Origin of the sequence: Haloarcula quadrata (genome assembly GCF_003634715.1) — an archaeon.
Classification (GTDB): domain Archaea; phylum Halobacteriota; class Halobacteria; order Halobacteriales; family Haloarculaceae; genus Haloarcula; species Haloarcula marismortui.
On the sequence record NZ_RBWW01000001.1, the window covers coordinates 1,656,091 to 1,679,889 of the forward strand.

Consider the following 23,799-nt stretch of genomic DNA (forward strand, 5'->3'; position numbering starts at 1 on the left):
CCGGATAAACGCTTTTCGGCGAGAATATCATTTATGATAGAGAAAATGTAGATAGGGCGGCACGTAACGGCGATTACGGGGAAATAGAAAACTGAGACAGCGAGGCAGTTTAGTCGACGTAGTCGATGTCTTCGCCGAGCTGCTGGGCGGCCTTCTCCTGCTCGGCCTCGCTCTGGCCGTAGATTTGTGGGCTTTCGACGCCAGTGACGACGATCATCGTCTCCATCTTGCCCTCGAACTCGTTGTTGACCGACGCACCCCAGATGATACGAGCGTCGGGGTCGATACGGTCGTAGATCTCCTCGACGACACCCTCGGCCTCCTCGATGCTCATGTCGGGGCCGCCAACGACGTTGACGAGCGCGGAGTTCGCGCCGTCGAATTCCACGTCGAGCAGCGGGGAGCGAAGCGCCGAGCGGATGGAGTCCTGTGCCTTGTTCTCGGAGTCAGATTCGCCGAGGCCAATCATCGCGACGCCGCCGTTCTCCATAATGGTCCGAACGTCGGCGAAGTCCACGTTGACGAGGCCGGGTTTGGTAATCAGTTCGGTCATGCCCTTGACCGAGCGCATCAGCACGCGGTCACAGATCTTGAACGCGTCCTGCAGCGGCATCGACGGCGCATAGTCCAGCAAGCGGTCGTTCGGCACGACGATGACCGTATCCGAAACCGAACGGAGTCGTTCGAGGCCAGCGTCGGCGTTGGCACGGCGGCGTTCACCCTCCGCGGTAAACGGAATCGTGACGATAGAAATGGTGAGTGCGCCGGCTTCCTGCGCGGCCTGTGCGACGACCGGGGCCGCACCGGTGCCGGTGCCGCCGCCGAGACCGGCGGTGACGAACACCATATCCGACCCGTCGATAGACTGCTGGATGTCCTCGATATCCTCCTGTGCGGCCTCCTCGCCGATTTTCGGGACCGAACCCGCACCGCGGCCACCGGTACGCTTGCGGCCGATGAGAATCTTGGTGTCGGCGGCCACCTCGTCGGCGAGGTGCTGTGCGTCAGTGTTTGCGGCGACAAGTTTGGCCCCGTGGATGCCCTCCTCCATCATCCGGGTGACCGTGTTTCCGCCAGCGCCACCACAGCCGACGACAGTAATCTTCGTCTCCAGATCTTTGACGACGCTTGCCAGTTCCTCGTCGGACATCGTCCCCGATGTGGACATGTCCTGCGACGGCGTCGATGTCGTTTCGTCGACAGTCCCGCCAGCCGCGTCCTCCCCGTCTTGTTCTGCCTCGTCGATAGCGTCGTCAATTATCGAATCCATAATTTAAAGCGTCCTTGCAGACGAATAGTTATTAGTTTTCCCCCTGTGTCTGACGCCCGTCTGACGTGTTGAGTGCCAGCTTTGGCGGCTAACGCGCCAGTGTTCACAGCGTATATCGACGTATACGCTCGCGCTGGAACCGCTCCGGGTCGATTTCTTCGCCGTCGATTTCGACTGATTCGCCAGAGGCGAGTTTCCCGAACTTCGGTCCTTCAGGGATATCAGCAGTTCGCGCGAGGTCCGGATCGAACGCTGTCTCGCGGGCAACGAGTTCGTCCGCGTTTCGCTCGACACTGTCGAAGCGTTGTTTGAGGATTTCGACGAGTGGGTCGACGACCGCTTCCAGTTCCGTCGTCGCCGGACAGACAATCGGTTCGGTGACCACGGTCCCGTTTTGCTCGGTTGCGTACGCAATGGACTGACGCTCAATAGTGTCGCGTAGTGCCTCGCTATCAACGCCGCGCACGTCCGAGATAAGTTCCCTCGGGAGGTCGAGTACGGTCCACTCGCCGTCGTATCCAGGTGCAAGTGCTCCGAATCGAAGGCCCTCGTCAACTGGCCTGACAGCGTCTTCTAGCGCCTCGACGAGGCCAAGGTCGACACCGGTTGTTTCCTGAACGAACGTCTCACTGACGACGCGGTAGCCCAGCGACTCGATGGCGGCCGTGAGGTCCGGCCGGTCGCCCTCCATGAGAGCGTAGTCGGCCGCGCTGGCCCGGACGGCGCGGTCGAGCACTGTGTCGCGCTCCTCGTCGCTGTCGGCCCACTCCGCCAGCGTGTCCAACGACCAGTTGGCGGCGATGTGGCCGACCGCCCAGTCCGTCTCACGAACAACTCGCTCGAACCGCGGGGCGTAGTGGCCGCCGCCGACCCCGAGGAGGTGGCGGCGCGTCCCGTTCTCACGCGGCCTGTCAGCCGGTTCGTCGGCGAGGTCCAGTATCGCTCTGGCGGTGGCCTCGGCGGCGTCGGGGTCCTCCCACTGTGGCTCCGCACTGCCGACCTCGACAAACATCGACGGGACACCGACTGCTGTCGGGCCGTGGTGCGTACACTCCATCCCGACTTCGTAGTCCGGCGGAGCGTGGCGCTGGAGTGCCGACACCACGGCCTTGTGAGCCCCGGGACAGGCGCGGGCGAACTGCCCGTCTTCGCCGCCGTACTCCGCGACACCGAAGTTTCCGGTATGGTGGGCCGTCAGGAGCTCGTCCGTCTCGCCGGCGTGTTTTGAGGCGAACACCAGCAGGTCCGGGTCGTCGAACGCTGCCGCGACGTTTTCGATGTCCAGATGTAACGCCTCGAACTCGCGGAGTTCCACGCTGTCAATCTGGTACACCGTACCGCCGCCTTCGTCGTCGGGCCGCGTTTCGTCGACGCTCGTTTCCCAGTCCCGCAATGAGCGCAGGTGCTCTCCGATGTGCATCGATGCCGCGTCGGCGTGTGAGACAACGATTCCGAGCATCAATCGGCGTTCTCCAGATGGACCGGTTCACGACCCACCGCGGACCGGACGGCGTCACCGGCCAGCCCAAGCAGGTGTTTCAGCGCCTCGCGGCGCTGGACGAACAGTCCGACCCCGAGGAGGATGTACAGCCCTGTATACGCCAGCAGAAGGTCGTGACTCGATATCGGCAGAGCGAGAAGGTCCCTGATGATGGCAAACTCCAGAACCACCTGCGAGATGAACAGCGCGAACAGCCCGATTGCTTCCCGGATACTGATCTCGAAGTTGACCAGAATGGCGAGCGCAAAGAAGGACTGGGCCGCCGTAATCCAGATCTCCGCGCCCTGTCTGGCGTCGAACGGCAGGACGCCGTACCCGCCGAGTGCGATGGAGTACACCACTGCGATGGTCCCGATGAGCAGCGTCCACTGATTGAGTTTCGAGGAAATGAGGGCGTTGAACCCCGCCGTCGAGCGGGCCTTGTTGACCAGCACGGCGACGACAATGAGTTCAGGTGACTCACTGGCCAGCGGGGCGACCCACTGGATCATGAAGAACTCGGGGATGCCGTTCGCGACGCCGATCTCTTCGAGGCCGTGGGCGAACGGCTCAACCGCGGTGAAAATCATTGCGCCGGAGTAGCCAAACAACGCCAAGACGACGAGTGGCCGCCACGGCAGCGACCACTCCTGGAAGTACTTTGGGACGCCGACGGTGTGCTCGCTGTGTTCGATATCGGACTTGAGCACGAGGCCGATGTACGCGACGTAGAGGCCCACCAGAAACAGCGTATCGAAGATACCGATACCGCCGCCAAGAGGGACAAGAAACGCCCACAGCGTCGCCAGAAAGAGGAAGGAGATCTCGGTTGCGATGTCGGTGTCCAGCTGGACGGCGTCTTTCAGGAAGCCGTCGCGTTTCGTGACTGCGGGGTCCCGTGTCTTTGCGGCGCGCCAGACGGTGAACACGGCGATACCCGCCCAGCCGATACCGATGAGGATGCGGTTCGCGCCGGTCATGTTCGCAATCGCGAGGTTCGCGTCGTGACAGGCGCGAGCGAGCCCCCCGCTTGCGGACTCGATTTCTGCCGCCGTGAACTGGCGACAGGCCTCCGTCGTCGCCCCACCAGCCCCGGCGTTCCAGGCGTACAGCGCGTCAACGGCGTACTCGGGAGCCACGGCGAGAATGGCGAGGACGGCGATAGCGAACGCCCTCGGTACGTCTTTCTCGGCGGTTTCAGCGCCCCAGGCCAAGAGGAACGACGCCCCGAGGACGGCGAGCCCACTGACCGCGACGGTGGTCACGTTCCCGACCTCAATGCCGGAGATAAATAGGTAAATCCAGCCGACAGTCAGGGCCAGCGCGACTGCGACTTGCATCAGTGGATGGCGAAAACGACTCACTGTCGGAAGTGTGGCTGGGTCTGGCTGAAAAGCTTGCGAAAGTGTCGTCTGCAGACCGTGCTTCCCACAGAGCGTGGCGTTCATACGACCGGGGCGCGCTGGCGTTGGTATGGACGTTTACGGACTCATCGGCAACCCGGTCGGGCACTCGCTGTCGCCCCCGATGCACGAGGCGGGCTACGAGGCACTGGGACTTGATGCACGCTACGTCACGTTTGAACCACCAGCGGATGCTGGTGCCGAAGCCATCGAAGCGGCAGAGACGCTCGGAGTCGACGGCCTCAACGTCACAATCCCGTTCAAGCAGGACGTGCTAGACGCCGTTGACCCCGCACCGCTCGCCGAGCGCATCGGCGCGGTCAACACCGTCGATTTCACTGGTGGGACGCCGACGGGCTACAACACCGACGCGGTCGGTGCGGTCCGAGCGCTGGACCATCACGACGTGTCGCTGTCGGGTACGGCGGTCGTCGTTGGGGCCGGCGGTGCGGGGCGAGCGGTCGCGTTCGGTCTCGCCGACGAGGGGCTGTCGGTGCGGATCGCGAACCGGACCGAGTCTAAAGCCGACGCGCTCGCCGATGAAGTCCCGGACGCCTCCGGCCACGGGCTCGATTCGCTCTCCGACCTGCTCGCAAACGCCGACATCCTCGTCAACTGCACCAGCGTCGGCATGGAGGAGGACAAGACGCCGGTCCCCGCCGACGCGTTACACAGCGACCTCGCGGTGCTCGATGCGGTGTACACGCCAATCGAGACCCGTCTGCTACAGGACGCGGCGGCCGCGGGCGCAACGACCGTTGACGGCGCGTGGATGCTCCTGTATCAGGGGGTTGAAGCGTTTGAACGCTGGACTGGCGAGGACGCACCTGTAGACAGGATGGACGGCCGATTGCGCGAACACTTGTAACGGAGCGGTCACCAGCAAGAGATTTGTGTTGGGGATAAATACGTTTATGTATGGGTCTGCTTCAGAAATTGAAATCTGCCCTCGGGCTTGACGGGACTGGGTCATCCACGTCGGGAACCAATCGCGACGTGGACGTGACCGTCGAGCGAGAGCCCTCTACTGAAGACGAAGACGCTGTGAAGGGGACGAACACCGCGACGACTACCGAGACCCACACATCCGATACCGCGGACGGGGCCGGGACTGAATCAGGGGATGGGAGTGCAACATCTGCTCAGACGGCCGAGTCGGAGACTGCGGCGTCACCGACTGCGACCGACGACGAATCGACATCTGCGACCGATGCTTCTCCAGCAGGGTCCGAGCAAGAACCAGTGGTCGACGACGAAGCCAGCGACTCGGAGGCCACCGCTGACGAAGAACCGGCCGAGGCTGATGCCGAGACTGAGGACGAGGAAAGTACTGCCCCAGTCACGGAAATAAAGGGTATCGGTCCCGCCTACGCCGACCGACTCGCCGATATCAGTATCGAGACGGTGGGCGAACTGGCCGCTGCGGATGCAGCGGACATCGCCGCAGACACCGACCTCTCAGAGAGCCGCGTTTCGGGCTGGATCGAGCGGGCCGAAGACTTCTGAAACCGTTGACGTTCCGTCTTTTTGCGCCGAACCGCAAGGGAATTAGTCGCCGCACTGTTTTCATTCGGTAATGCAATCGGTCGAAACCGACCGGACCACGTTCACCGACCTTGCGACCGACGCGCATCCAGCGGCGCGCGTCCCTGTCGAGGTTCGAGTGGACGTCGATGACCCGTTTCTCGCCTATCGCCGGGCGCGCGACGAAACTGGCGGCGTGTATCTGGCGACGACCGGCGGCCAGTCGGGGTGGGGTTACTTCGGGACCGCTCCGGCGGACTTCCGCGAGGTCGACCCCCGAGCTGGCGGGACCCTCGCCGCACTGACTGAGTTTCTCGACGGCGAGCGGCTGGTCCGTGGTGACTGCGACGTGCCGTATCCCTGCGGAGCCGTTGGATGGCTCTCCTACGACGTGGCGCGGGAACTGGAGTCACTGCCCGACAGCGCCGATGCCGACCGCGCGCTCCCAAACCTGCAGGTGGCCCGCTACGACCGCTTCGCCGCTTGGGAGGAACCCCGCGGTGAGTCGGTGACGCTGCGTGTGACAGCCTGCCCGCGGGTCGACGACTTTGAGACGCCCGAACTGGCCTACGAGTTCGGCAAGCAGCACGCGCTGGACTTGGCGCGGGCAGCGGCACAGGGCGACCCCAGTGTCGAGGATCCGCCGGTCGAGACCGATGAAGCAACCTTCGAGAGTGACTGCACGCGCGAGTCATTTGCTGACCGAGTCCAAACGGTCAAGCAGTACATCCGCGACGGCGACACGTTTCAGGCGAACGTCTCACAGCGTCTCCGCGCACCCGCCGCAGTCCATCCGATTGAGGCTTTCGACGCGCTTCGAACTGTGAACCCCGCACCGTACTCTGCCCTGCTTGAGTTCCCTGGCGTTGACCTCGTCAGCGCCAGCCCGGAACTCCTCTTGCACCGCGATGGCGACCGTATCGAGACCGAACCCATCGCTGGCACCCGCCCGCGGGGCGAGACGCCTGACGCTGACGACCGACTGGAAACGGACCTGCTCGACGACGAGAAGGAGCGCGCCGAACACGCGATGCTCGTCGACCTGGAGCGCAACGACCTGGGGAAAGTGAGCAAATTCGGGAGCGTGGAAGTGTCTGACTACCGCCGCGTCGACCGCTACTCCGAGGTAATGCACCTCGTCTCGGTTGTCGAGGGCCGACTCCGCGACGGCGCGTCTCTGCAGGACGCCATCGCTGCGGTGTTCCCGGGCGGCACCATTACCGGCGCGCCGAAACCCCGGACGATGGAGATTATCGACGAGGTCGAGGCCACGCGACGGGGACCGTACACCGGCTCCATCGGCCTGTTCGGCTTCGATGGCCGGGCGACGCTGAACATCGTCATCAGAACGCTGGTCCGGTACGCCGAGGAGTACCACCTCCGCGTCGGTGCCGGGGTGGTTCACGATTCGGACCCGGACCGCGAGTATCAGGAGACGCTGGACAAGGGCCGCGCGCTCGTTAACGCCGTCGACGAGGCGCTGGGCCGGCGTGTCGACCTTGCCATGGAGGACCAGCAATGAGCGGCCACCGTGGCGGCGACGATAGCGGCAACAACACTGCGGGCGGCCCGGCGACGGACTCGCTGGCTCCGACCGTACTGGTCATCGACAACTACGATTCCTTCGCGTACAACCTCGTCCAGTACGTCGGCGAGGTGGTTCTCCGACTGGGCGGGACCGAGGACGATGTGGTCGTTCGGCGCAACGACGCCATTGCTGTCGAAGGTATCCGGGAGATGGACCCCGATGGCATTGTCGTCTCGCCGGGGCCAGGGACGCCCGAGGATGCCGGCGTCTCGATGCCGATATTCGAGGAATTGGAATACCCGACGCTAGGGGTTTGTCTCGGCCACCAGGCACTGTGTGCGGCCAACGGCGCGCCAGTCGGCCACGCCGAGGCGGTTGTCCACGGCAAGTCTTCGTCGGTTACCCACGACGGCACAGGTGTGTTCGAAGACATCTCGGACCCGTTCGAGGTCGGGCGCTACCACTCGCTGGCGGTCGACCGCGAGAACCTCCCCGACGTACTGACCGAGACGGCATACACTGTCAGCGACGACGCTGAGGCCGCTGCGGTACCGGAGTCAGCCGACGCTGCCACCGCCGACGGCACGGACGAGTCGCAGGTCGTCATGGGCGTCCGCCACAGCGACCGCCCGCATATCGGCGTGCAGTTCCACCCCGAGAGCATCCTGACAGACCACGGCAAGACCATGATCGAGAACTTCTGCCTACTATGCAATACCACGTAAACGGGACGCTCGTCCCCGAGGACGAGGCAACGGTGTCGGTGCGCGACCGCGGGTTCATGTACGGCGACGCGGCGTTCGAAACGCTCCGGGCCTACGGCGGCGAGCCGTTCCGGTGGGACGCCCACCGCGAGCGCCTGCAGCGGACGGCCGAGACGCTGGGCTTCGCTGACGCCGTGCCCGAGGACCTCGGGGAGCGCGTCGACGAGACGCTCGCGGCTAACGACCTCGAGGAGGCGTACATCCGGCTGTCTGTCACGCGGGGCGTCCAGCCCGGGAAGCTCACGCCGGGGGCCGACGTCGACCCGACGGTCGTCGTCATCTGCAAGGAACTCCCGCGGGGCGGGCTCGACGGCGAACGCATCTGGGATGAGCCGGCGTCAGTCCAGACGGTTCGGACTCGGCGGATTCCGGGCGAGGCCGTTCCGGCGGACGCGAAGACGCATAACTACCTCAACGGGATTCTCGGCCGGCTCGAACTCCGGAAGGCCGCTGCTGGCGGCGAACCCGCCGACGAGTGTCTCATTCGGGACACGGACGGGAATCTGGCCGAAGGGGCGACGAGCAACCTCTTTTTCGTCACGGACAACGGCCTCCGGACGCCGAGTACGGACCTCGACCTGTTGCCGGGGGTCACCCGCGACGTGGTGATGGACATCGCCCGCGGCGAGGACTTCCCCGTCGAAACCGGCCACTATTCGCTCGATGCCCTGCGTGACGCCGACGAGGCGTTTCTCACCAACTCGACGTGGGAGATCCGCCCCATTGCGACCGTCGACGGCATCTCCGTCGGGAGCGGGCCGATGACGAAGCTCCTGCAGCGACTGTTCGACGAGCGTATCGAGGAGCGCCATTACTGAGGCCGATTCAGTTCTGGTGGTCGTCTCCTCAAGACGAGAATAGGGCCGGGACCGGCGGTTTGAAACGGCTCACATCCTTATGGACGCGTAGTATGGACGAGGACAGCCGTATCGTTGCGCTGGATGAAGTGCCCGACGATGGAACCTTTCTGTTCACCGTTCGTGACGGGTTCGACACAAAAGAAGCGATTATCGTTGAGTTGTCCGACGCCGTCGTCGCGTTCGAGAACTACTGTCCACACTGGACAGATGTCCGGCTTGACAAAGGCAGTGGGGCGACGGTTCGTAACGGGGAACTGGTGTGTGAGAAACACGGGGCGACGTTCGAATCCGAGTCGGGGCTGTGTAACTACGGTCCCTGCGAGGGGGCAGTGCTGGAGGAAGTCGCGATCACTACTGAGGACGGTGATGTCTACCTGACCGACGAGCGCTACGAGTTCGAAAATCAGGGACCCTCCGGCAATCATGACCTTTCCTCACGAGGTCGCATCGGCTTCTCCGGGAACTGAGCGCACAGAATCGATGCCGCTGGGAACCGCCCTCCTGTCAGCTGATTCGGTACGCCGGCTCCGAGACGGCCTCGCATTTACACTCCGGGCACCGGCTCGGTCGGTTCGTCAGGTCGTCGAAGTCCGTGAAGCCGCACTCCTCGCACTCGGGTGGGGCAACAAGGAGCTGTTCGTCGGTTGATTCCAGAGATTTCGAGATATGCTCTACGTGTGTGAGCGCGTCGCTGGTCTGTATTTCGAACTCGTTTGCGATTGTCCCGGCGGCCATCGCTTTGTCGCGTAGTTGGTCAGCGATGCGCTGGCGCGTCGTCCGACTTGCCTCGCGCATGGGAAAAATTGGCATCCGACTGTTATAGGCTTTGTTCTGTTCTCGTGGCGCCACCGTTGCCGTCTCCCGGACAGTTCCTCGCTCCGTCACGGTACTTTATCACCGACGGCGGTGAACAGCGAGACCAATCGATGTTCGATAGTATCCTTGTGCCGACAGACGGAAGTCCCGGTTCCGAGCGTGCGTTCGAGGCTGCCGCGACGCTTGCACGCACTCACGACGCCACCGTCCACGTCCTCTCGGTCGTTGACGAGCACGGACCCACGGACGACTGGGACTACGACGGCGACTCTCCGGCGGAAGCCTTCATCGAGTCCCAGGCCGACCACGTCGACACCGAGGGCCTGTCCATCACCGCCGCCGTTCGCGAGGGAGTCGTCCATGACGCGGTCCTCGACTACGCCAACGAGACCGGTATCGACCTCATCATTATGGGAACGCACGGGCGAACCGGCGTCCGGCGGTTCCTCCTCGGGAGCGTCACCGAGAAAGTCGTCCGCCTCGCCGACGTGCCCGTCCTTTCTGTCAAAGCCGACGCGGAGCCGGGAACCATCTCATTCGACGACATTCTGCTCCCGACTGATGGCAGTAGCGGCGCGGAGGCAGCTATCGAGCCGACGGGCACACTCGCAAGCGAAACCGACGCGACAGTCCATCTCGTTTCGGTGGTGGACACGCGGTCGCTCGGTATCGATGTGGGGTCCACCGTCATCGTTGACGAACTGGAGTCGGTCGCGACGGATGCCGTCGAGGATGGCTCCGATCAACTCACTAAGATGGGAGTCAAAGCCGTTGAGACAGCAATCACTCACGGTATCCCGTATCAGGCCATCCTCGACGCCATTGAGGACACTGATGCCGACCTCGTCGTCATCGGGACCCACGGTCGCACGGGTGTCGACCGCTACCTGCTGGGCAGCGTTGCCGAAAAACTGGTCCGAACCTCGCCGGTTCCGGTGATGACCGTTCGAGCGTCGGACGTCGGCGAGGAAAGCTAACACCGCTCCCAGTGGTGTATCGTGGAATTATAGCCAGCCGGCGAGACGACGCTCGGACGGCACTCGACCGCCTATCCGAAGTTCTCGACTTTCGCGTCGTCAGTGCTGACGCCGGCAGCTTCGAGCGCTTCCGTGGCGGCGTCGAGGAAGTCCGCGAAGCCATAAATGAACACCTGGCCGCCGTCTTCGATGGCGTCGGCGACTGGCTCAGTCAGGGATTCCTCGCTGTCGATGACCGAGACGAGCGCCCCGGCCTCGGCGAGCGCGTCCAGTCGGTCCTCGTGGACCGGCGCATCGTCCTGATACACGACTGCAGCCTCGTTGCCGTCGTCCAGTGCGCGCTCGGCGATACCCACGGCTGGACCGACGCCGGGCCCACCGGCGAGGACGACAGCGCGACTCTCGCCTTCGTAGTAATCCGACCCGAACGGCCCGGCGATGCGGACACCGTCGCCCGCTTCAAGCGCGCCGAGCTGGGGGGCTAGCTCGCCGTCGGGGTCGGTGCCGACGGTAATCTCGAACGCCTCGTCGACTGTCGGCGAGGAGATTGTGTAGAACCGCGAGATGTCCTCCCCGTCGACGCCCAGCGTCAGCTTGACGAACTGCCCCGGCTGTGCGTCGAAGGCCTCCGGTGTCTCGAAGTCGATCGCCACGGTGTCCGGTCCGACATCTCGGACGGCAACCACGTCGAGGACTTGTTCATCCATACCTGAGAGTTGCCGTGACTGGGCAAGGGGGTTACGGTCGCGGAGTTTCACGCCTACCGGCATCAGTTGCCGGCATTTTCTAACATACGGGTGATTATGCCGGTTTTCACTCGAAACTACCCCGGAATTCACTCGAAAGCGAGTAGTGCGCGCGCGGGCGGTTACGGAAGGCTTTTCCTACCACGCTGGCTACCCGAGGGATATAATGCCAGAGGACCTGAACTGGGCCATCGGCGGCGAAGCCGGCGATGGAATCGACTCCACCGGGAAGATTTTCGCGCAGGCACTCTCCCGGGCTGGTCGACACGTCTTCACCTCAAAGGACTTCGCCTCCCGCATCCGTGGCGGGTACACTGCCTACAAGGTACGGACGTCAGTCGACCGCGTCGAGAGTGTCGTTGACCGCCTAGACATCCTGATTGCACTCACAGAGCGCACCATCCACGAGAACGAGGACGAACTCCACGAGGATTCCGTCATCATCTACGACGGTGAGCGCTCGACGATGCAGGACGTGGAAGTCCCCGGCGACGCGACGGCACTCGAAGTACCGCTGAAACGACTCGCCGAGGACGCGGGTGGGGCCATCATGCTCAACGTCGTCGCCCTCGGCGCGGCGTGTGAAGTCACTGGCTTCCCCATCGAGAACCTCGACGAAAGCCTCGAAAAGCGCTTCGGCGACAAGGGCGAGGCCATCGTCGAGAACAACAAGGAAGCCGCCCGGAAGGGACAGCACTACGTCCAGGAGGAGTACGGCGAGTTCGACTACGACATGGAGACGACCGACGAGGACTACGTGCTTCTCAACGGCGACGAGGCCATCGGCATGGGTGCTATCGCCGCCGGCTGTCGCTTCTACTCCGGCTACCCAATCACGCCAGCGACGGACGTGATGGAATACATGACCGGCCGTGTCGACCAGTTCGGTGGCAAGGTCGTTCAGGCCGAAGACGAACTCTCCGCGATCAACATGGCGCTTGGCGCGGCACGTGCCGGTGCCCGAGCCATGACCGCCACGTCCGGTCCGGGTATCGACCTGATGACCGAGACGTTCGGGCTGGTCGCCACCAGCGAGACGCCGCTGGTCATCTGTGACGTGATGCGTTCCGGTCCGTCGACCGGGATGCCGACCAAGCAGGAGCAGGGCGACCTCAACATGACACTGTACGGCGGCCACGGCGAAATTCCGCGGTTCGTCGTCGCTCCGACGACTGTCTCGGAGTGCTTCTGGAAGACCGTCGAGGCGTTCAACCTCGCCGAAAAATACCAGACGCCGGTCTTCCTCGTCTCGGACCTCGCAATGGCCGTGACGGAACAGACCTTCTCCCCCGAGACCTTCGACATGGACGAAGTCGAAATCGACCGCGGGAAGGTCGTCGACGAGAACGAGATCGACGCCTGGCTGGACGAGAAGGGGCGCTTCCAGGCCCACTTCGCGGCCGCAGACGGGGTCTCGCCGCGTGCGTTCCCCGGCACGACCGACGGCGCGCACATGACCACCGGCCTCGAACACGACGAACTTGGCCGGCGGACCGAAGACACGGACGTGCGTATCGAGCAGGTCGACAAGCGCCAGCGGAAAGTCGAGACCGCCCGCGAGCAGGAGGACTTCGACTACCGCGAGTTCGGCGACTCCGACGCCGATACGCTCGTCATCTCCTGGGGCTCCAACGAAGGAGCCCTGCGCGAGGGGCTGACGCTGCTGGAGGAAGACGGCTACGACGTGCGGTTCCTCTCGGTGCCGTACATCTTCCCGCGGCCGGACCTCTCCGAAGAGATCGAAGCCGCAGAGGACGTCATTGTCGTCGAGTGTAACGCCACTGGCCAGTTTGCGGATGTCATTGAGCACGACGTCCTCGAACGGGTACAGCGCATCAACAAGTACAACGGCGTGCGGTTCAAAGCAGACGAACTGGCAACCGAGATCAAGCAAACGCTTGACACACCCCCGGAGGCAACACAATGAGTTCCGACGTTCGCTTCACAGACTTCAAATCCGACAAGCAACCGACCTGGTGTCCCGGCTGCGGTGACTTCGGGACGATGAACGGCATGATGAAGGCACTGGCAGAGACGGGCAACGACCCCGACAACACCTTCATCGTCGCCGGTATCGGCTGTTCCGGTAAGATCGGGACGTACATGCACAGCTACGCGCTCCACGGCGTCCACGGCCGCGCGCTGCCGGTGGGCATCGGCGTGAAGATGGCCAACCCGGACCTCGAAGTGATGGTCTCGGGCGGTGACGGTGACGGGTACTCCATCGGTGCCGGCCACTTCATCCACGCGGTGCGGCGCAACGTCGACATGAGCTACGTCGTGATGGACAACCGGATTTACGGGCTGACCAAGGGGCAGGCCTCGCCGACCTCGCGTGAGGACTTCGAGACCTCGACCTCACCTGACGGGCCGAACCAGCCGCCGGTCAATCCGAAGGCGCTGGCGCTGGCTTCCGGTGCGACGTTCATCGCGCAGTCGTTCTCCTCGAACGCACAGCGACACGCCGAGATCGTCCAGAAAGCCGTCGAACACGACGGCTTCGGCTTCGTGAACGTCTACTCACCGTGTGTGACGTTCAACGACGTGGACACCTACGACTACTTCCGCGACGCCATCGTGGACCTCGACGAGACCGACCACGACCCGGCGGACCGCGACCAGGCCAAGGACAAGATCCTCGAAAGCGAGAAGGAGTACATGGGCGTCCTGTATCAGGACGAAGACTCCGTCCCCTTCGAGGAACGCGAGGGCGTCGAGGGCTCGATGGCTGAGATTCCGGACGGCGCGCCTGAGGGCGCGATGGATCTCGTCCGCGAGTTCTACTAAGTACCTTTTTGTGCCTCGGGTGCGCTTCGCGCACCACTCGGCGTAAAAATCTACGCTAAAAAGGCCGGAATCGAGGCCACAGCCTCGATTCCAGTGAAACGGCGGCCTGCGGCCGCCGTATGCTACCTGCTGTTTCTATTGGCTTGCCGAGGGGGCCGTTTTTACTAACGGACCCTAGCAGCGAGTTGTGGCGAGTGTAACGCTGCCGAATGGTTTCATTTATGACAACCGAATGAGAACTGTGCGGAGATGGGTGGCACGCTTGACTACGACGAAGCGGAAGCCCGGCAGGAGGAAGCGATATACAGAACACCGGCCGCAGCGGCGCGTCGGGAGCGAGTCCGGGGCCTGCTCGCACCCGAACCAGGCGACACCGTTCTTTCTATTGGCTGTGGGCCGGGCTTCGAGCCGGCGGAGATCGGCTGGGCGGTCGGCAACGAGGGACACGTTCACGGTATCGACCGGAGCCAGGCGATGCTTGAACTCGCCCGAGAACGCTGTGCCTCGCTCCCGCAGGTGACCGTGTCACAGGGAGACGCAGGTGACCTTCCAGTGGCCGACGAATCGGTCGATGCGGCCGTTGCGGTGCAGGTGTTCGAGTACCTCGAAACAGTTTCTTCGGCGGTTGCAGAACTGGCCCGAGTCCTGCGGCCCGGCGGGTCCGCTGTCGTCTGTGACGCTGATTTCGCGTCGCTTGTCTGGCGCAGTCCCAATCCAGAGCGAATGGCCCGCGTCCTCAGGGCGTTCGACGACCACTGCCCGCAGCCACGGCTCGGCTCCCGTCTGGCCCCTGTTCTCCGTGAGGCTGGGCTGACGGTCGACCGGGTCGAACCGAACACTATTGTCAACACCCGACTCGAAGAAGAGACGTTCGCGTATCATCTCATGCAGTTCATTGAGGACTATGCGGCCGACCATGGAGCTATCGGGCGGATGGCGGCACAGGCCTGGGCGAACGACCTCCGGGAGCAGGAGGTCGCCGGGGAGACGTTTTTCAGTTTCACACAGTACTGCTATCTCGTTCGCAAACCTGCGTCGCGGTAGGTCGGCGATATGGTGGAGGCGAAGCGCCAGACACCATATCCTCCGGGCCCACACACAATAGAATCGGGTTCGGACCCATATGCTGGTATCCCTAACAAAATGCATGCACGTTTTCTGGCATCAGCGGGACCTCCGAATACCGGACAATCGAGGGTTGACTGCCGCCGCCGCGGACGACGAAGTACTGCCGGTGTACGTTCTCGACACGGACCTGCTGGCAAACATCGGGAAGCGGCAAAAAGCGTTTCTGCTGGCTGGTGTCCGGGCGCTGAAACAGGCGTATCGGGACCACGGCGGGGAGTTACTCGTCAAGAAGGGGACCGCCGTTGATGTGCTTTCGAATGTTGTCGATGAGTACGATGCCGACCGGGTGTACTACAACGAGCATTACCGGCCCGCGCGGCGGAACCGCCAGCGGCGAGTCGACGAAGCGCTCCCGACGAAATCGCTGACCGACCTCGTGCTCGTCGACCCGGCGGGGCTCGATAGCCAGTACGAGAACCACAGTCGCTTTTACGACGACTGGCAGGCCCACCACAAGCTGCCGCCGGTCGGCAGTCCGGACTCGGGCTCACTCGTCGACGTGTCGGACCCGACGACAGCGCCGACCATTGAGACGGAGATGGACCTGCCGACGCCCGGCTACGAGGGCGCACGGCAGCGGTACGACGACTTCCTCACCGGCGGCATCGAGACGTACAACGATACCCGAGATGATATGCAGGCCGCCGTCGAGCGGCCGACCAGCGCTGTCTCGCGGATGTCGCCGTACCTCGCAGCGGGGATGATCGGCATCCGCGAGATGTGGCGCGATGCCTCTGACCGACATACAGAAGCCACTGGCGACGCCCAGCGGAACATCCAGAAGTACCGCTACGAACTCTCGTGGCGCGAACAGAGCTACCATCTGCTGTACTACAACCCAACGCTGCTGTCGGAGAGCTACAAGACGTTCCCGAACCGTATCGAGTGGGAAAACGACGAGGACAACTTCGAGGCTTGGAAGCACGGCGAGACGGGGTATCCATTCATCGACGCCGGGATGCGCCAGCTCGAACAGGAGGGGTACATCCACAACCGGCCGCGCCAGAACGTCGCGTCCTTCCTCACAAAGCATCTCCTCGTCGACTGGCGCGAGGGGGCGCGACACTTCCGGAAGCGACTGGTCGACCACGACCCGGCTAACAACGCCGCCAGCTGGCAGTGGACGGCCTCGACCGGGACCGACTCTGTGGACGTGCGAATCTTCGACCCGGTCGCACAGATGAGCAAGTACGACAGTGGGGCGGACTACGTCACCGAGTACGTTCCGGAACTTCGTGGCGTTCCGTCGACCAAGATCGTCGACTGGCCGACGCTCTCGGACGGCGAACGCGAGGAACTGGCCCCGGACTACTACCACCCAATCGTTGACCGGAACGCCGCCTACGAGCGCGCACAGCGCGTGTTCGAGACAGCGCTGGGGAAGCGGTAGTCGGTTCGAGCGCGTTGCTGACGCCGTTTTCAGTCCTTGTCGACCATCACTTCACTGGCCTTGATTACCGCCGACACCTCGTCGCCTTCGGCAAGGTCGAGTCGGTCGGCGGACCCGCGTGTGATCGTCGACGTGACCGTCTCGCCGCCGTCCAGTTCGATGACGATCTCCGCCATCACTTCGTCCGTCGTCACCGAGCGAATCGTCCCGCTGAGATTGTTCCGGGCACTGAGTGCCATACGAACTAGTTAGGTAGGTAACAGTAATACAGTTGTCATCCCGGGAAGTATGGCCGCGGGGCTGGCAGGCAGACAGCCGGTATGGTCATGATTCGGCCGTGAACAGCCATGCCGACACCGCGATAGCTCCGGTGACGCCGGTGAGCCGGATATCCGTACTCAGATACAGCCCCGGCGTCGGCGGGTGGTACTGTGTCAGGGGCCACAGCACTTCGTACGACCGTCCAGAGGCCTTCAGCAGGAGCGCATCGGCAAACAGGTGACTGGCCGCCCCGAGCGACAGCAACCCGACCACGCGCCGTCGGTCGGAGCGGTTCACGACGACCGCCCCTACGAGAACGGCGACGAACGCGCCGCCGAGCGTGTGGACGCCCAGCCAGTCAAAGGGGATGTCCAGCGCCGCCTCGACGGTCGCGGAGTCCACTAGGAGCTTGATTTTCGCCATATCCGGAATAAACGCGCCCGCCATACCCACAGTCACATACTCGCCAGTGAGCCAGTCGTACCGCAGTGACAGGAGGGTACAGATGGTGAACGCGATGAAAGCGTGCGAGAGCAGGTCCGGCATCAGGCACGCACCTCCTGCACCTGTGTGCGGAGAGCCCGTATCGGCCGGAGTGGCTCCTCACGCCGGCATAGTGCCCCTGTCTGCCAGTTCAGCCGCCAACCACAGACTAGCCGTCCGAGGGTCCACAGGCCGGCGAGGGCAGAAACGAGGTGCATCGCAACGTAGTTTGTCGCGGGCACACTCACGCTGTTCTCCGCGGTGATGGTCCAATCCGGGCCGAGCGTCCCGTACACCTGCAGCGATTCGCCTTCGGCGACGGCTCTGTCGACGTTCCGGACCACGATCGCGAGTGTGCCGCTGTAGCGTTTGCCGTTGGCAGCGTACTCGTACTCGACGGCGATTTCGACCGGCTCAGTTCCGGTGACCGTGCCAGTCACCTGAACAGACTCGCCGACGTACCTGTCGTAGTCCGCAGCTAGTGCGTCCTCTGCGGGATAATCGCCCAGTTCGGAGGCCGGCGTGGCGGTGCCGAATCCGACCATGAGTGCGAACAGCACGGCCAGCAATCCGCAGATAGCTGCGGCCCTGCCCACCCACGAGTGAAGCATTCAAATCTCGGTGCGGGCGGCGGGATATAAACTCTGGCGCTTGGGTCGAATCGATATCGCTCGTGCGCCTACTCAGGCTTGCCGGGCAGGACGTCCGGGTCGCCGGAGCGGTAGATGTACTCGACAGCGACGCCGGTCAACGGCGAGTCGGCGGCCGTTGCATAGGACTTCGCGAGGTCGAGGTACTGTTCGGTCACGTCGACGACGCGCCGATAGGCGGCTTCGTCGTCGGGCGCGAGCAGGTACTCTGCGGTAACGGGTGTCAGTTGCCCCTCCGCGCGGTCGTCGTCGTAGTCGTCGACGTCGTCGAGCCACACCTGTGCGCCGATGATGGCGAGGACGATGGCCTTGGCAAACTCGTCGTCGATATCGAGGCCAGCGAGTCGGTAGAGGTCAAGCATCCCGTCGTAAAGGACGCCGACACGGGCGTACTGGGTCTTGCTGTAGGGGAGTTCCTTCTCCGTCTCCGTGAGTGTCGCTGGCTCCTCGTCGTACTCGGCGAACTTGTACGCCTCGCGGATATCGGTCAGGGCATCGGCGTCACCGTCCTCGGCCGCGGTCATCAGTTCCCGGAAGTAGTCGTCACGGTCCTGATGGGCTTCGCTGTAGTCGACGGCCCACTGGTACGCGTTCTCGACAACAGGTGGCATGTCTTCCAACAGACCGTCAAGATGGGACTGTAGCGCGGATTGGGCGACCTCGGCGACGCGGCGGCGGTCGGCCTCGCTCGCGTCAAAGTCAACCTTGAAATCTTCGAACTCGTCGTCATTGATGGCGTCGCGCATGTCGCCGTCGATGAGCGCCTCGATAGAGAGACGGGTCATCTGCTCGGCGCGGACGACCATCTCGCGGGGGGCGAGGTCCTGTGCCGGCCCCTGTTCCAGCGCCGTCTCGTCGACTGTTGGAACCCCGTCGGCGATAGCGTCAATGACAGGGTCACCGGGTGCTTGCTGACGAGCGTTGCGGTAGACGTAGCCCAGCGTTAGCTGTGCGGGCAGAATAAGTTTCGTGTCATAGGAGAACTCGACTGGCCGGCCGAACTCGTCTTCGAGGGCGTCCTCGATGCGGTCGGTTACGTCGTTGACCATCGCCTCTGTGCGCTCGTCGATCTCGGATTTCAGCGAGAGACTGCCGGCGTCGAACACGCCGGTGTCCGCGTAGTATCCCAGCACTGCCCGTAGTGCCGTGGGAAGCCGCCGCCTGTCCGCGAGCACGCCCGCGCCTGTCTTGAGAACCATTGTATGTCGCCCCGGGTGTTCCCGTCATGGTAGTGGGGCCGTCTTTACCCTTTCGAGAGCGCCCTCGGTGGATTCGGAAAGACTGATTACCGACAGGAAATACTCACAACCATGCGCGAGCGCTTTGACGTGGTAATAGCCGGAGCCGGGCCTGCCGGGGCGCAGTGTGCCCGTGATCTAGCGGAGCGAAACTACGAGGTGCTCGTTCTCGAAAGCGAGCCCGAAGACGGGTTCCCGCGTCAGAGCAACAAGTCCACCGCCGGGACATTCATGTCGGCGATGACGGGCTTTGCCATTCCCGATGACGTGGTGATGAACTACACGGACAACGTCGTCCTTGAGTCCCCTAACGACCACTACGTCCGCAATCAGACCGGAGCCGTTCTGGAGTTTGCGGAGTTCAAACAGTGGCTTGTCTCGGAGGGACGAGACAAGGGCGCGACCTACCGCTTTGACTCCCGCGTCTCGGCCCCCATCATGGAAAACGGTGAGATCGTCGGTGTCCGCTATGACGGCGACGAAGAGGTGTATGCGGACATCGTCATCGACGCCACCGGCCCTGCCGCGCCGCTGGCGAAGGAACTTGACGTGTGTAACCTCCAGCGGAACCATCAGGCTATCGGCGTCGAGTACGAGTTTGAGGGCGTCGAAGTCGACCACGACGACTACGCTGACCTCCGAGATGCGATGATGCTCCGCCTAGATCACGACCTCGCCCCGGGTGGCTACTCCTGGATTTTCCACACCGGCGAAGACACGGCGAAAGTCGGCCTCTGTTACATCCAGAACGGCTCCCACCAGAAGTACGCGAAAGACGGGATGGGCATCGACGACTATCTCGAGTACTGGCTCGATTCGGACCCCCGGTTCGATGACGCCGAGCGAATCGAGGGCACACAGGCCCACCGCGGGTCGGCCCACATCCAGCCCCCTGACTCGATGAGCACGGACAACTTCATGGCTATCGGCGATACTGTTCCGACCGTCGACCCGCTGTGGGGCGAGGGGATTCATAAAGGGATGAAGTCGGCCCGCGCCGCCGCCGCAACGGCTGATTCGGCGCTCAAACCAGACGAACCCGACACCTCGGCGGAGAACCTCTCTGTCTACGACCAACTCTGGCACAGCGAGGTGGCCCCGAAACACAACGCCCGCCTGATGATGACGGAACTGCTGTATCTCGCCCCGAACGAGCGGTACGACCAGCTGATGGACGACCTCCGGAGCACCGGACAGGACACCCTTCGGCAGATCAATGGCGGCGACCGTCGGGCGATTGCGAAGCTAACCCACCTCTCGGATATGCCGATTCTCGTCGAATACGCGCGCCGCCGCCTCGATATTTGAAGTGACCGCGCGGAGTGCGGCAGGTTTTTTTCCGCCGGCCCGGAGTTTCAGATGATGGGAACCCCCGTTGGTGTGGTCGGTGACGACGCCATAGCAGACGAACTTCGAGACGCTGGCGTGGCTGTTGAACGGGGTAGTGACGGCACTGTTCCGAAGGCCGACCGAGTCGTCGCTGTTGGCGAGGACGCCGTCGCTACCGTGGCACGGGCCAAGGGTGACCCGCTTGTGTTGCCGGTCGCGGCTGGTCGCGGCGTCCGGTCAGTACCACGGGACACCGCTGTCGCCGCCGTGTCGGGGCTTGCTGACGCCCGGATTGAAACGCATCCCGTTCTCCATGTGACGATGCCTGATGGGACGGTCGAGCAGGCATTCTGGGACGTGACCCTCGTCACTGCTGACGCCGCCCGCATCTCCGAGTTCACTATCGCGTCGACAGCCGACCGCATCGGACAGTTTCGGGCCGACGGTGTCGTCATCGCGACGGCCGCTGGCTCACCGGGCTACGCCCACCGTGTCGACGGCCCGATTCTGGCGCCGTCGAATCAGGCAGTGGTGGCACCGATCGCACCGTTTGCGACCGACCCGGACCACTGGGTGTTGCCTGTCGACGGACTCAGTGCCTCGATTGAGCGCGACGAGGCGACTGTCGAGTTACTTGTCGATAACCGGGTTTCGCGCCACGTCAGCTATCAGGAAAGTATCACGATCTCGCTCGGGTCATCCGTTCGGACTGCTGTCGTCGACGAGAGCCAGTCCAGGTTCGAGTGAGATTGGAAAGACACTAATGGACGGTGGACAGAGCTTTGCATATGCAGCCATCCGTAACGTTCTTTGGGCCACTGGATACCATTCTGGGGAGCCCCACAGTCGGCGGCGCGCTCCTCATCGAATACATCATCTTCGGAGTGGTAATTGTAAACTTCCTCACACGGCAGCTCGCCCATAGAAGCCACGTCAAACAGTACAAAAACGATGGCGCGGAGGCGGTTAGCCGACACCCGGCACACACGTTCTCCAACATCGCACTGGTCGTGCTATCGTTTTTCTACATGACGCTCCACCATCACGGTGGGATGGTCCTGTCCGTGCTCGTGCTCGGCGCAGTCATCACTGACTTCTTCGAGTTCGAGTCCCGGAAAGTCGAAGCACGCCGTGACATTCCACTGGAACGACCGAAAGGAGCTATCGTCGCCGCTCTCGTGGTGTTCATGTACGCGGGCTACCAGAGCCTGTTCTGGGTCATCAAGGGTCCCTGGAGCGCCATCGTCTAAACACGTCCTCTCATTCTACCGGCGTCGAGTCCCTGTAATTTGCTAGCCGTGCCTATCGGAAGATGCACACATACGGTCAGCAGCTACTTCCTAGACAGTATCCGGCGTTCGTGTGCTTCTATGCCACTATAGCCTGCAAATGACCAATTCGAAACAAACTCAGCGACTAATTGGACTGGAATTAGCCGAAATAGTTTAATACCCGCACTGTATCTGTTTCAGTGTAGACGAAAATGTCACACAGGTCCCTCACTACGGCGCTGACACTGTATCGCGGGGAAACACTCACACTGAAAGAAGCGGCGACCTACAGCGGGGTGTCGCCAACAAAATTTGCTACGGCACTTCGTTCTCGCGGAATTCAGGTACGTGACGAGGACAGCGCACCGATCGATCAGACTGCGAACTGAGACTAGCGTCGGTCCCAGCTAGAAAGACACGGTTACTGCGTACTATTATGCCGACCGTTCGTTGAGGTACGCCTGAAATTCACTGATCAGCGGGAGCACGACCCAGAAGGTCAGTGCGCCCAGGACCGCGAACCAGAAGAACGCATCGCCCATGAACAGAGCGATCTGGTCGAACGTGGTCGGTTCCTCGATAGTAAGTTCGCCGGTGAGCTGTGCCCCCTCGAAACTCGGCGTGTTGTACCAGCCCTTGATGGTCATCCAGCCCAGTCCGCCGACCATGAGGCACGCGAACCCCTTCATGAACTCGTCAGCCATTATCCGAACGTTAGGTAGCGTCGTCTTTAGACTTTCCCATTTCCTCGGTACGGAACCGTGTCGAAAACGCATAGACGACTGTGCCAGCGAGGATGCACGCGATTCCGGCGATGCCGACCGGAACATCGATCTCCGAGGCGGGCGCTGACGCTCGCTGTGTTGCCACGTCGACGAGAATGAAGCCGGCGACGACGCTGGCGACCGCAAACAGCGTTGAAAACACTGTCACGGCCTTGTACACGCGAAGCGGCACCACAACGTCCCGCCGCTCCGACCCGTCTTCAGTCCCCGCTGACTGGTCCTCTGTCATCGCTACTACTACGGACGGAAGCCACTTTACTGCGGCGAGACGAAGTCACTACGCTTGCGGTGGAACGGAGCGGCGGATGCAAAGAAACGACGGAGAAACTGGCCGAGTCGGTTACTTCGGCGGTCGCAGCCGGTAGTACCGACGGTTGAGGTCGAACATGTAGCCCTCGCGCATCGTCTTGAGCACCGCGTAGGTGATCGTCGCGCTGATGATGGGGACGAGGAACGTCAGGTCGAACAGCAGGTGGGAGTCCATCGGAACGAGGTTCTTGATGGACAGTGCAGCGATGGTCAGGCTGAAGATGACGCCGGACATCCCGACCGCAGCCCAGAACGGCTGCTCGACGGGACGGCGTGCAGACCCCTTGTTCAGGAAGGGGACGATCGCGACGAAGCCGACGACCACGACGTTTGCCAGCACACCGTAGGTTCGGTCAGCCATGAGCTTCGAGCCGCCGAGGATGCTCAGGTCCGGGTTCAACGGACCGAGCTTGAGCAGGCCAAAGGACCAGTAGAGATACCAGTCCGGCAGAATGATCGCCGGCGTCACGCTGGAGTTGGCGGGGTTCGGCATTTCCGGTGGCAGTGTCGCCGAGACGAACAGAATCATGCCCACAAAGAAGGAAGTCAGCGCAATGTTGCGCATCATCTCGTGGGGCCAAGCCGGGAACGCGAGCACGTCACGCTCGACGTAGTCCGACTGCTGGCGAAGGTCCTGGTCCTCGCGGCGCGCCCGCTCGAAGTACTCGTAGGTCAGCCGGGAGAGCCCCTGGGTCCGCTCTTTGCGTTCGGACCATGCGGGGGTCTCGTCGTCCGGCGAGACGATACCGGTGCCGGAACCGTCCGTGCGAACGTCGTCTGTGTCGTTGTCGCTCATAGTA

The 23,799-nt window shown here is 62.9% G+C and carries 27 protein-coding genes; 15 read left to right on the top strand and 12 right to left on the bottom strand.

Features of this window, described 5'->3' with window-relative positions:
- Positions 1 to 109: 109 nt before the first annotated feature.
- The 3 genes from ftsZ to BDK61_RS08485 all read right to left on the bottom strand — a co-directional run bounded on the left by ftsZ (position 110) and on the right by BDK61_RS08485 (position 4,090).
- Complete coding sequence (gene ftsZ, locus BDK61_RS08475) at positions 110 to 1,270, bottom strand: cell division protein FtsZ (protein ID WP_004592941.1); 1,161 nt, start codon at positions 1,268 to 1,270, stop codon at positions 110 to 112.
- Between the two features lie 103 nt (positions 1,271 to 1,373).
- Positions 1,374 to 2,729, bottom strand: coding sequence for a D-aminoacyl-tRNA deacylase (locus BDK61_RS08480; RefSeq protein WP_121302996.1), 1,356 nt, complete (start codon positions 2,727 to 2,729; stop codon positions 1,374 to 1,376).
- Positions 2,729 to 4,090 carry a sodium:calcium antiporter gene (locus tag BDK61_RS08485; protein ID WP_121302997.1) on the bottom strand — a complete coding sequence of 454 codons (1,362 nt, stop codon included), beginning with the start codon at positions 4,088 to 4,090 and terminating at the stop codon, positions 2,729 to 2,731. The genes BDK61_RS08480 and BDK61_RS08485 overlap by 1 nt, the downstream gene beginning before the upstream one ends.
- A gap of 133 nt (positions 4,091 to 4,223) precedes the next feature.
- Here BDK61_RS08485 and BDK61_RS08490 point away from each other — a divergent pair, with 133 nt between their 5' ends.
- The 6 genes from BDK61_RS08490 (at position 4,224) to BDK61_RS08515 (ending at position 9,296) form a co-directional block, all read left to right on the top strand.
- Positions 4,224 to 5,021 carry a shikimate dehydrogenase gene (locus BDK61_RS08490; RefSeq protein ID WP_121302998.1) on the top strand — a complete coding sequence of 266 codons (798 nt, stop codon included), beginning with the start codon at positions 4,224 to 4,226 and terminating at the stop codon, positions 5,019 to 5,021.
- A gap of 50 nt (positions 5,022 to 5,071) precedes the next feature.
- The gene (locus BDK61_RS08495; protein ID WP_121302999.1) at positions 5,072 to 5,659 is read left to right on the top strand and encodes a helix-hairpin-helix domain-containing protein; all 588 of its coding nucleotides are present in this window, start codon (positions 5,072 to 5,074) and stop codon (positions 5,657 to 5,659) included.
- Between the two features lie 70 nt (positions 5,660 to 5,729).
- The gene (gene pabB / locus BDK61_RS08500; RefSeq protein WP_121303000.1) at positions 5,730 to 7,199 is read left to right on the top strand and encodes an aminodeoxychorismate synthase, component I; all 1,470 of its coding nucleotides are present in this window, start codon (positions 5,730 to 5,732) and stop codon (positions 7,197 to 7,199) included.
- Positions 7,196 to 7,930, top strand: a complete 735-nt coding sequence (locus BDK61_RS08505; protein WP_011223186.1) for an anthranilate synthase component II — start codon at positions 7,196 to 7,198, stop codon at positions 7,928 to 7,930. The genes pabB and BDK61_RS08505 overlap by 4 nt, the downstream gene beginning before the upstream one ends.
- Positions 7,915 to 8,787 carry an aminotransferase class IV gene (locus tag BDK61_RS08510; RefSeq protein WP_121303001.1) on the top strand — a complete coding sequence of 291 codons (873 nt, stop codon included), beginning with the start codon at positions 7,915 to 7,917 and terminating at the stop codon, positions 8,785 to 8,787. Before BDK61_RS08505 ends, BDK61_RS08510 begins: the two co-directional genes overlap by 16 nt.
- A gap of 92 nt (positions 8,788 to 8,879) precedes the next feature.
- A complete protein-coding gene (locus BDK61_RS08515; RefSeq protein WP_007190455.1) occupies positions 8,880 to 9,296 on the top strand; it encodes a Rieske (2Fe-2S) protein in 417 nt (138 codons plus the stop codon).
- Between the two features lie 37 nt (positions 9,297 to 9,333).
- Here BDK61_RS08515 and BDK61_RS08520 read toward each other — a convergent pair whose 3' ends face one another.
- The gene (locus BDK61_RS08520) at positions 9,334 to 9,624 is read right to left on the bottom strand and encodes a transcriptional regulator (RefSeq protein WP_007190454.1); all 291 of its coding nucleotides are present in this window, start codon (positions 9,622 to 9,624) and stop codon (positions 9,334 to 9,336) included.
- Between the two features lie 131 nt (positions 9,625 to 9,755).
- On the opposite strand from BDK61_RS08520, the gene BDK61_RS08525 reads away from it, so the two are divergent.
- On the top strand, positions 9,756 to 10,622 hold the full coding sequence (locus BDK61_RS08525; RefSeq protein ID WP_011223190.1) for a universal stress protein: 867 nt from the start codon (positions 9,756 to 9,758) through the stop codon (positions 10,620 to 10,622).
- A 71-nt stretch (positions 10,623 to 10,693) separates the two neighbouring features.
- Here the strand turns inward: BDK61_RS08525 and BDK61_RS08530 are convergent, their stop codons facing one another.
- Positions 10,694 to 11,329, bottom strand: a complete 636-nt coding sequence (locus tag BDK61_RS08530; RefSeq protein WP_121303002.1) for an FAD-dependent oxidoreductase — start codon at positions 11,327 to 11,329, stop codon at positions 10,694 to 10,696.
- A gap of 205 nt (positions 11,330 to 11,534) precedes the next feature.
- On the opposite strand from BDK61_RS08530, the gene BDK61_RS08535 reads away from it, so the two are divergent.
- The 4 genes from BDK61_RS08535 (at position 11,535) to BDK61_RS08550 (ending at position 16,673) form a co-directional block, all read left to right on the top strand.
- The gene (locus tag BDK61_RS08535) at positions 11,535 to 13,295 is read left to right on the top strand and encodes a 2-oxoacid:acceptor oxidoreductase subunit alpha (protein WP_004961782.1); all 1,761 of its coding nucleotides are present in this window, start codon (positions 11,535 to 11,537) and stop codon (positions 13,293 to 13,295) included.
- Positions 13,292 to 14,155, top strand: coding sequence for a 2-oxoacid:ferredoxin oxidoreductase subunit beta (locus tag BDK61_RS08540; protein WP_004961781.1), 864 nt, complete (start codon positions 13,292 to 13,294; stop codon positions 14,153 to 14,155). The genes BDK61_RS08535 and BDK61_RS08540 overlap by 4 nt, the downstream gene beginning before the upstream one ends.
- Before the next feature lie 249 nt (positions 14,156 to 14,404).
- Positions 14,405 to 15,199, top strand: a complete 795-nt coding sequence (locus tag BDK61_RS08545; RefSeq protein WP_121303003.1) for a class I SAM-dependent methyltransferase — start codon at positions 14,405 to 14,407, stop codon at positions 15,197 to 15,199.
- A gap of 103 nt (positions 15,200 to 15,302) precedes the next feature.
- The gene (locus tag BDK61_RS08550; RefSeq protein WP_121303004.1) at positions 15,303 to 16,673 is read left to right on the top strand and encodes a cryptochrome/photolyase family protein; all 1,371 of its coding nucleotides are present in this window, start codon (positions 15,303 to 15,305) and stop codon (positions 16,671 to 16,673) included.
- 29 nt (positions 16,674 to 16,702) lie between these two features.
- On the opposite strand, the gene BDK61_RS08555 is transcribed toward BDK61_RS08550, so the two are convergent.
- The 4 genes from BDK61_RS08555 to BDK61_RS08570 all read right to left on the bottom strand — a co-directional run bounded on the left by BDK61_RS08555 (position 16,703) and on the right by BDK61_RS08570 (position 19,266).
- Positions 16,703 to 16,912 (bottom strand): TOBE domain-containing protein, encoded by a 210-nt coding sequence (locus BDK61_RS08555; protein ID WP_007190449.1) that lies wholly within the window; start codon positions 16,910 to 16,912, stop codon positions 16,703 to 16,705.
- Between the two features lie 85 nt (positions 16,913 to 16,997).
- Positions 16,998 to 17,480: a metal-dependent hydrolase gene (locus BDK61_RS08560; protein WP_121303005.1), complete on the bottom strand. Its 483-nt coding sequence runs from the start codon at positions 17,478 to 17,480 to the stop codon at positions 16,998 to 17,000.
- Complete coding sequence (locus BDK61_RS08565; RefSeq protein WP_121303006.1) at positions 17,480 to 18,028, bottom strand: hypothetical protein; 549 nt, start codon at positions 18,026 to 18,028, stop codon at positions 17,480 to 17,482. The genes BDK61_RS08560 and BDK61_RS08565 overlap by 1 nt, the downstream gene beginning before the upstream one ends.
- A 68-nt stretch (positions 18,029 to 18,096) precedes the next feature.
- The gene (locus BDK61_RS08570; RefSeq protein ID WP_121303007.1) at positions 18,097 to 19,266 is read right to left on the bottom strand and encodes a hypothetical protein; all 1,170 of its coding nucleotides are present in this window, start codon (positions 19,264 to 19,266) and stop codon (positions 18,097 to 18,099) included.
- A gap of 111 nt (positions 19,267 to 19,377) precedes the next feature.
- On the opposite strand from BDK61_RS08570, the gene BDK61_RS08575 reads away from it, so the two are divergent.
- The 4 genes from BDK61_RS08575 to BDK61_RS24470 all read left to right on the top strand — a co-directional run bounded on the left by BDK61_RS08575 (position 19,378) and on the right by BDK61_RS24470 (position 22,294).
- Entirely contained in the window at positions 19,378 to 20,613 is a 1,236-nt protein-coding gene (locus tag BDK61_RS08575) for a digeranylgeranylglycerophospholipid reductase (protein ID WP_004961756.1), read from the top strand.
- Between the two features lie 54 nt (positions 20,614 to 20,667).
- Positions 20,668 to 21,381, top strand: coding sequence for an NAD(+)/NADH kinase (locus BDK61_RS08580; protein ID WP_121303008.1), 714 nt, complete (start codon positions 20,668 to 20,670; stop codon positions 21,379 to 21,381).
- A 41-nt stretch (positions 21,382 to 21,422) separates the two neighbouring features.
- On the top strand, positions 21,423 to 21,884 hold the full coding sequence (locus BDK61_RS08585) for a DUF7313 family protein (protein ID WP_004961752.1): 462 nt from the start codon (positions 21,423 to 21,425) through the stop codon (positions 21,882 to 21,884).
- 233 nt (positions 21,885 to 22,117) lie between these two features.
- The gene (locus BDK61_RS24470; RefSeq protein ID WP_007190444.1) at positions 22,118 to 22,294 is read left to right on the top strand and encodes a DUF7317 family protein; all 177 of its coding nucleotides are present in this window, start codon (positions 22,118 to 22,120) and stop codon (positions 22,292 to 22,294) included.
- 45 nt (positions 22,295 to 22,339) lie between these two features.
- Here BDK61_RS24470 and BDK61_RS08595 read toward each other — a convergent pair whose 3' ends face one another.
- The 3 genes from BDK61_RS08595 to BDK61_RS08605 form a co-directional block, all read right to left on the bottom strand.
- Entirely contained in the window at positions 22,340 to 22,609 is a 270-nt protein-coding gene (locus BDK61_RS08595; protein WP_004517812.1) for a DUF7314 family protein, read from the bottom strand.
- A gap of 10 nt (positions 22,610 to 22,619) precedes the next feature.
- Complete coding sequence (locus BDK61_RS08600) at positions 22,620 to 22,919, bottom strand: DUF7315 family membrane protein (protein ID WP_005534631.1); 300 nt, start codon at positions 22,917 to 22,919, stop codon at positions 22,620 to 22,622.
- 111 nt (positions 22,920 to 23,030) lie between these two features.
- Positions 23,031 to 23,795 (bottom strand): cytochrome b family protein, encoded by a 765-nt coding sequence (locus BDK61_RS08605; protein WP_004961745.1) that lies wholly within the window; start codon positions 23,793 to 23,795, stop codon positions 23,031 to 23,033.
- Positions 23,796 to 23,799: the final 4 nt, after the last annotated feature.

What these genes read in the sequence shown, in the direction of transcription:
- BDK61_RS08540 (WP_004961781.1), top strand. Translation starts at nt 13,292, where the DNA reads ATGAGTTCCGACGTTCGCTTCACAGACTTCAAATCCGACAAGCAACCG.
- BDK61_RS08535 (WP_004961782.1), top strand. Translation starts at nt 11,535, where the DNA reads ATGCCAGAGGACCTGAACTGGGCCATCGGCGGCGAAGCCGGCGATGGA.
- BDK61_RS08490 (WP_121302998.1), top strand. Translation starts at nt 4,224, where the DNA reads ATGGACGTTTACGGACTCATCGGCAACCCGGTCGGGCACTCGCTGTCG.
- BDK61_RS08600 (WP_005534631.1), bottom strand. Translation starts at nt 22,919, where the DNA reads ATGACAGAGGACCAGTCAGCGGGGACTGAAGACGGGTCGGAGCGGCGG.
- BDK61_RS08485 (WP_121302997.1), bottom strand. Translation starts at nt 4,090, where the DNA reads ATGCAAGTCGCAGTCGCGCTGGCCCTGACTGTCGGCTGGATTTACCTA.
- pabB (WP_121303000.1), top strand. Translation starts at nt 5,730, where the DNA reads ATGCAATCGGTCGAAACCGACCGGACCACGTTCACCGACCTTGCGACC.
- BDK61_RS08510 (WP_121303001.1), top strand. Translation starts at nt 7,915, where the DNA reads ATGCAATACCACGTAAACGGGACGCTCGTCCCCGAGGACGAGGCAACG.
- BDK61_RS08495 (WP_121302999.1), top strand. Translation starts at nt 5,072, where the DNA reads ATGGGTCTGCTTCAGAAATTGAAATCTGCCCTCGGGCTTGACGGGACT.
- BDK61_RS08480 (WP_121302996.1), bottom strand. Translation starts at nt 2,729, where the DNA reads ATGCTCGGAATCGTTGTCTCACACGCCGACGCGGCATCGATGCACATC.
- BDK61_RS08550 (WP_121303004.1), top strand. Translation starts at nt 15,303, where the DNA reads ATGCACGTTTTCTGGCATCAGCGGGACCTCCGAATACCGGACAATCGA.
- BDK61_RS08525 (WP_011223190.1), top strand. Translation starts at nt 9,756, where the DNA reads ATGTTCGATAGTATCCTTGTGCCGACAGACGGAAGTCCCGGTTCCGAG.
- BDK61_RS08555 (WP_007190449.1), bottom strand. Translation starts at nt 16,912, where the DNA reads ATGGCACTCAGTGCCCGGAACAATCTCAGCGGGACGATTCGCTCGGTG.
- BDK61_RS08575 (WP_004961756.1), top strand. Translation starts at nt 19,378, where the DNA reads ATGCGCGAGCGCTTTGACGTGGTAATAGCCGGAGCCGGGCCTGCCGGG.
- BDK61_RS08545 (WP_121303003.1), top strand. Translation starts at nt 14,405, where the DNA reads ATGGGTGGCACGCTTGACTACGACGAAGCGGAAGCCCGGCAGGAGGAA.
- BDK61_RS08605 (WP_004961745.1), bottom strand. Translation starts at nt 23,795, where the DNA reads ATGAGCGACAACGACACAGACGACGTTCGCACGGACGGTTCCGGCACC.
- BDK61_RS08520 (WP_007190454.1), bottom strand. Translation starts at nt 9,624, where the DNA reads ATGCGCGAGGCAAGTCGGACGACGCGCCAGCGCATCGCTGACCAACTA.
- BDK61_RS08530 (WP_121303002.1), bottom strand. Translation starts at nt 11,329, where the DNA reads ATGGATGAACAAGTCCTCGACGTGGTTGCCGTCCGAGATGTCGGACCG.
- BDK61_RS08515 (WP_007190455.1), top strand. Translation starts at nt 8,880, where the DNA reads ATGGACGAGGACAGCCGTATCGTTGCGCTGGATGAAGTGCCCGACGAT.
- BDK61_RS08565 (WP_121303006.1), bottom strand. Translation starts at nt 18,028, where the DNA reads ATGCTTCACTCGTGGGTGGGCAGGGCCGCAGCTATCTGCGGATTGCTG.
- BDK61_RS08505 (WP_011223186.1), top strand. Translation starts at nt 7,196, where the DNA reads ATGAGCGGCCACCGTGGCGGCGACGATAGCGGCAACAACACTGCGGGC.
- BDK61_RS08580 (WP_121303008.1), top strand. Translation starts at nt 20,668, where the DNA reads ATGGGAACCCCCGTTGGTGTGGTCGGTGACGACGCCATAGCAGACGAA.
- BDK61_RS08585 (WP_004961752.1), top strand. Translation starts at nt 21,423, where the DNA reads ATGCAGCCATCCGTAACGTTCTTTGGGCCACTGGATACCATTCTGGGG.
- BDK61_RS24470 (WP_007190444.1), top strand. Translation starts at nt 22,118, where the DNA reads ATGTCACACAGGTCCCTCACTACGGCGCTGACACTGTATCGCGGGGAA.
- BDK61_RS08595 (WP_004517812.1), bottom strand. Translation starts at nt 22,609, where the DNA reads ATGGCTGACGAGTTCATGAAGGGGTTCGCGTGCCTCATGGTCGGCGGA.
- BDK61_RS08560 (WP_121303005.1), bottom strand. Translation starts at nt 17,480, where the DNA reads ATGCCGGACCTGCTCTCGCACGCTTTCATCGCGTTCACCATCTGTACC.
- BDK61_RS08570 (WP_121303007.1), bottom strand. Translation starts at nt 19,266, where the DNA reads ATGGTTCTCAAGACAGGCGCGGGCGTGCTCGCGGACAGGCGGCGGCTT.
- ftsZ (WP_004592941.1), bottom strand. Translation starts at nt 1,270, where the DNA reads ATGGATTCGATAATTGACGACGCTATCGACGAGGCAGAACAAGACGGG.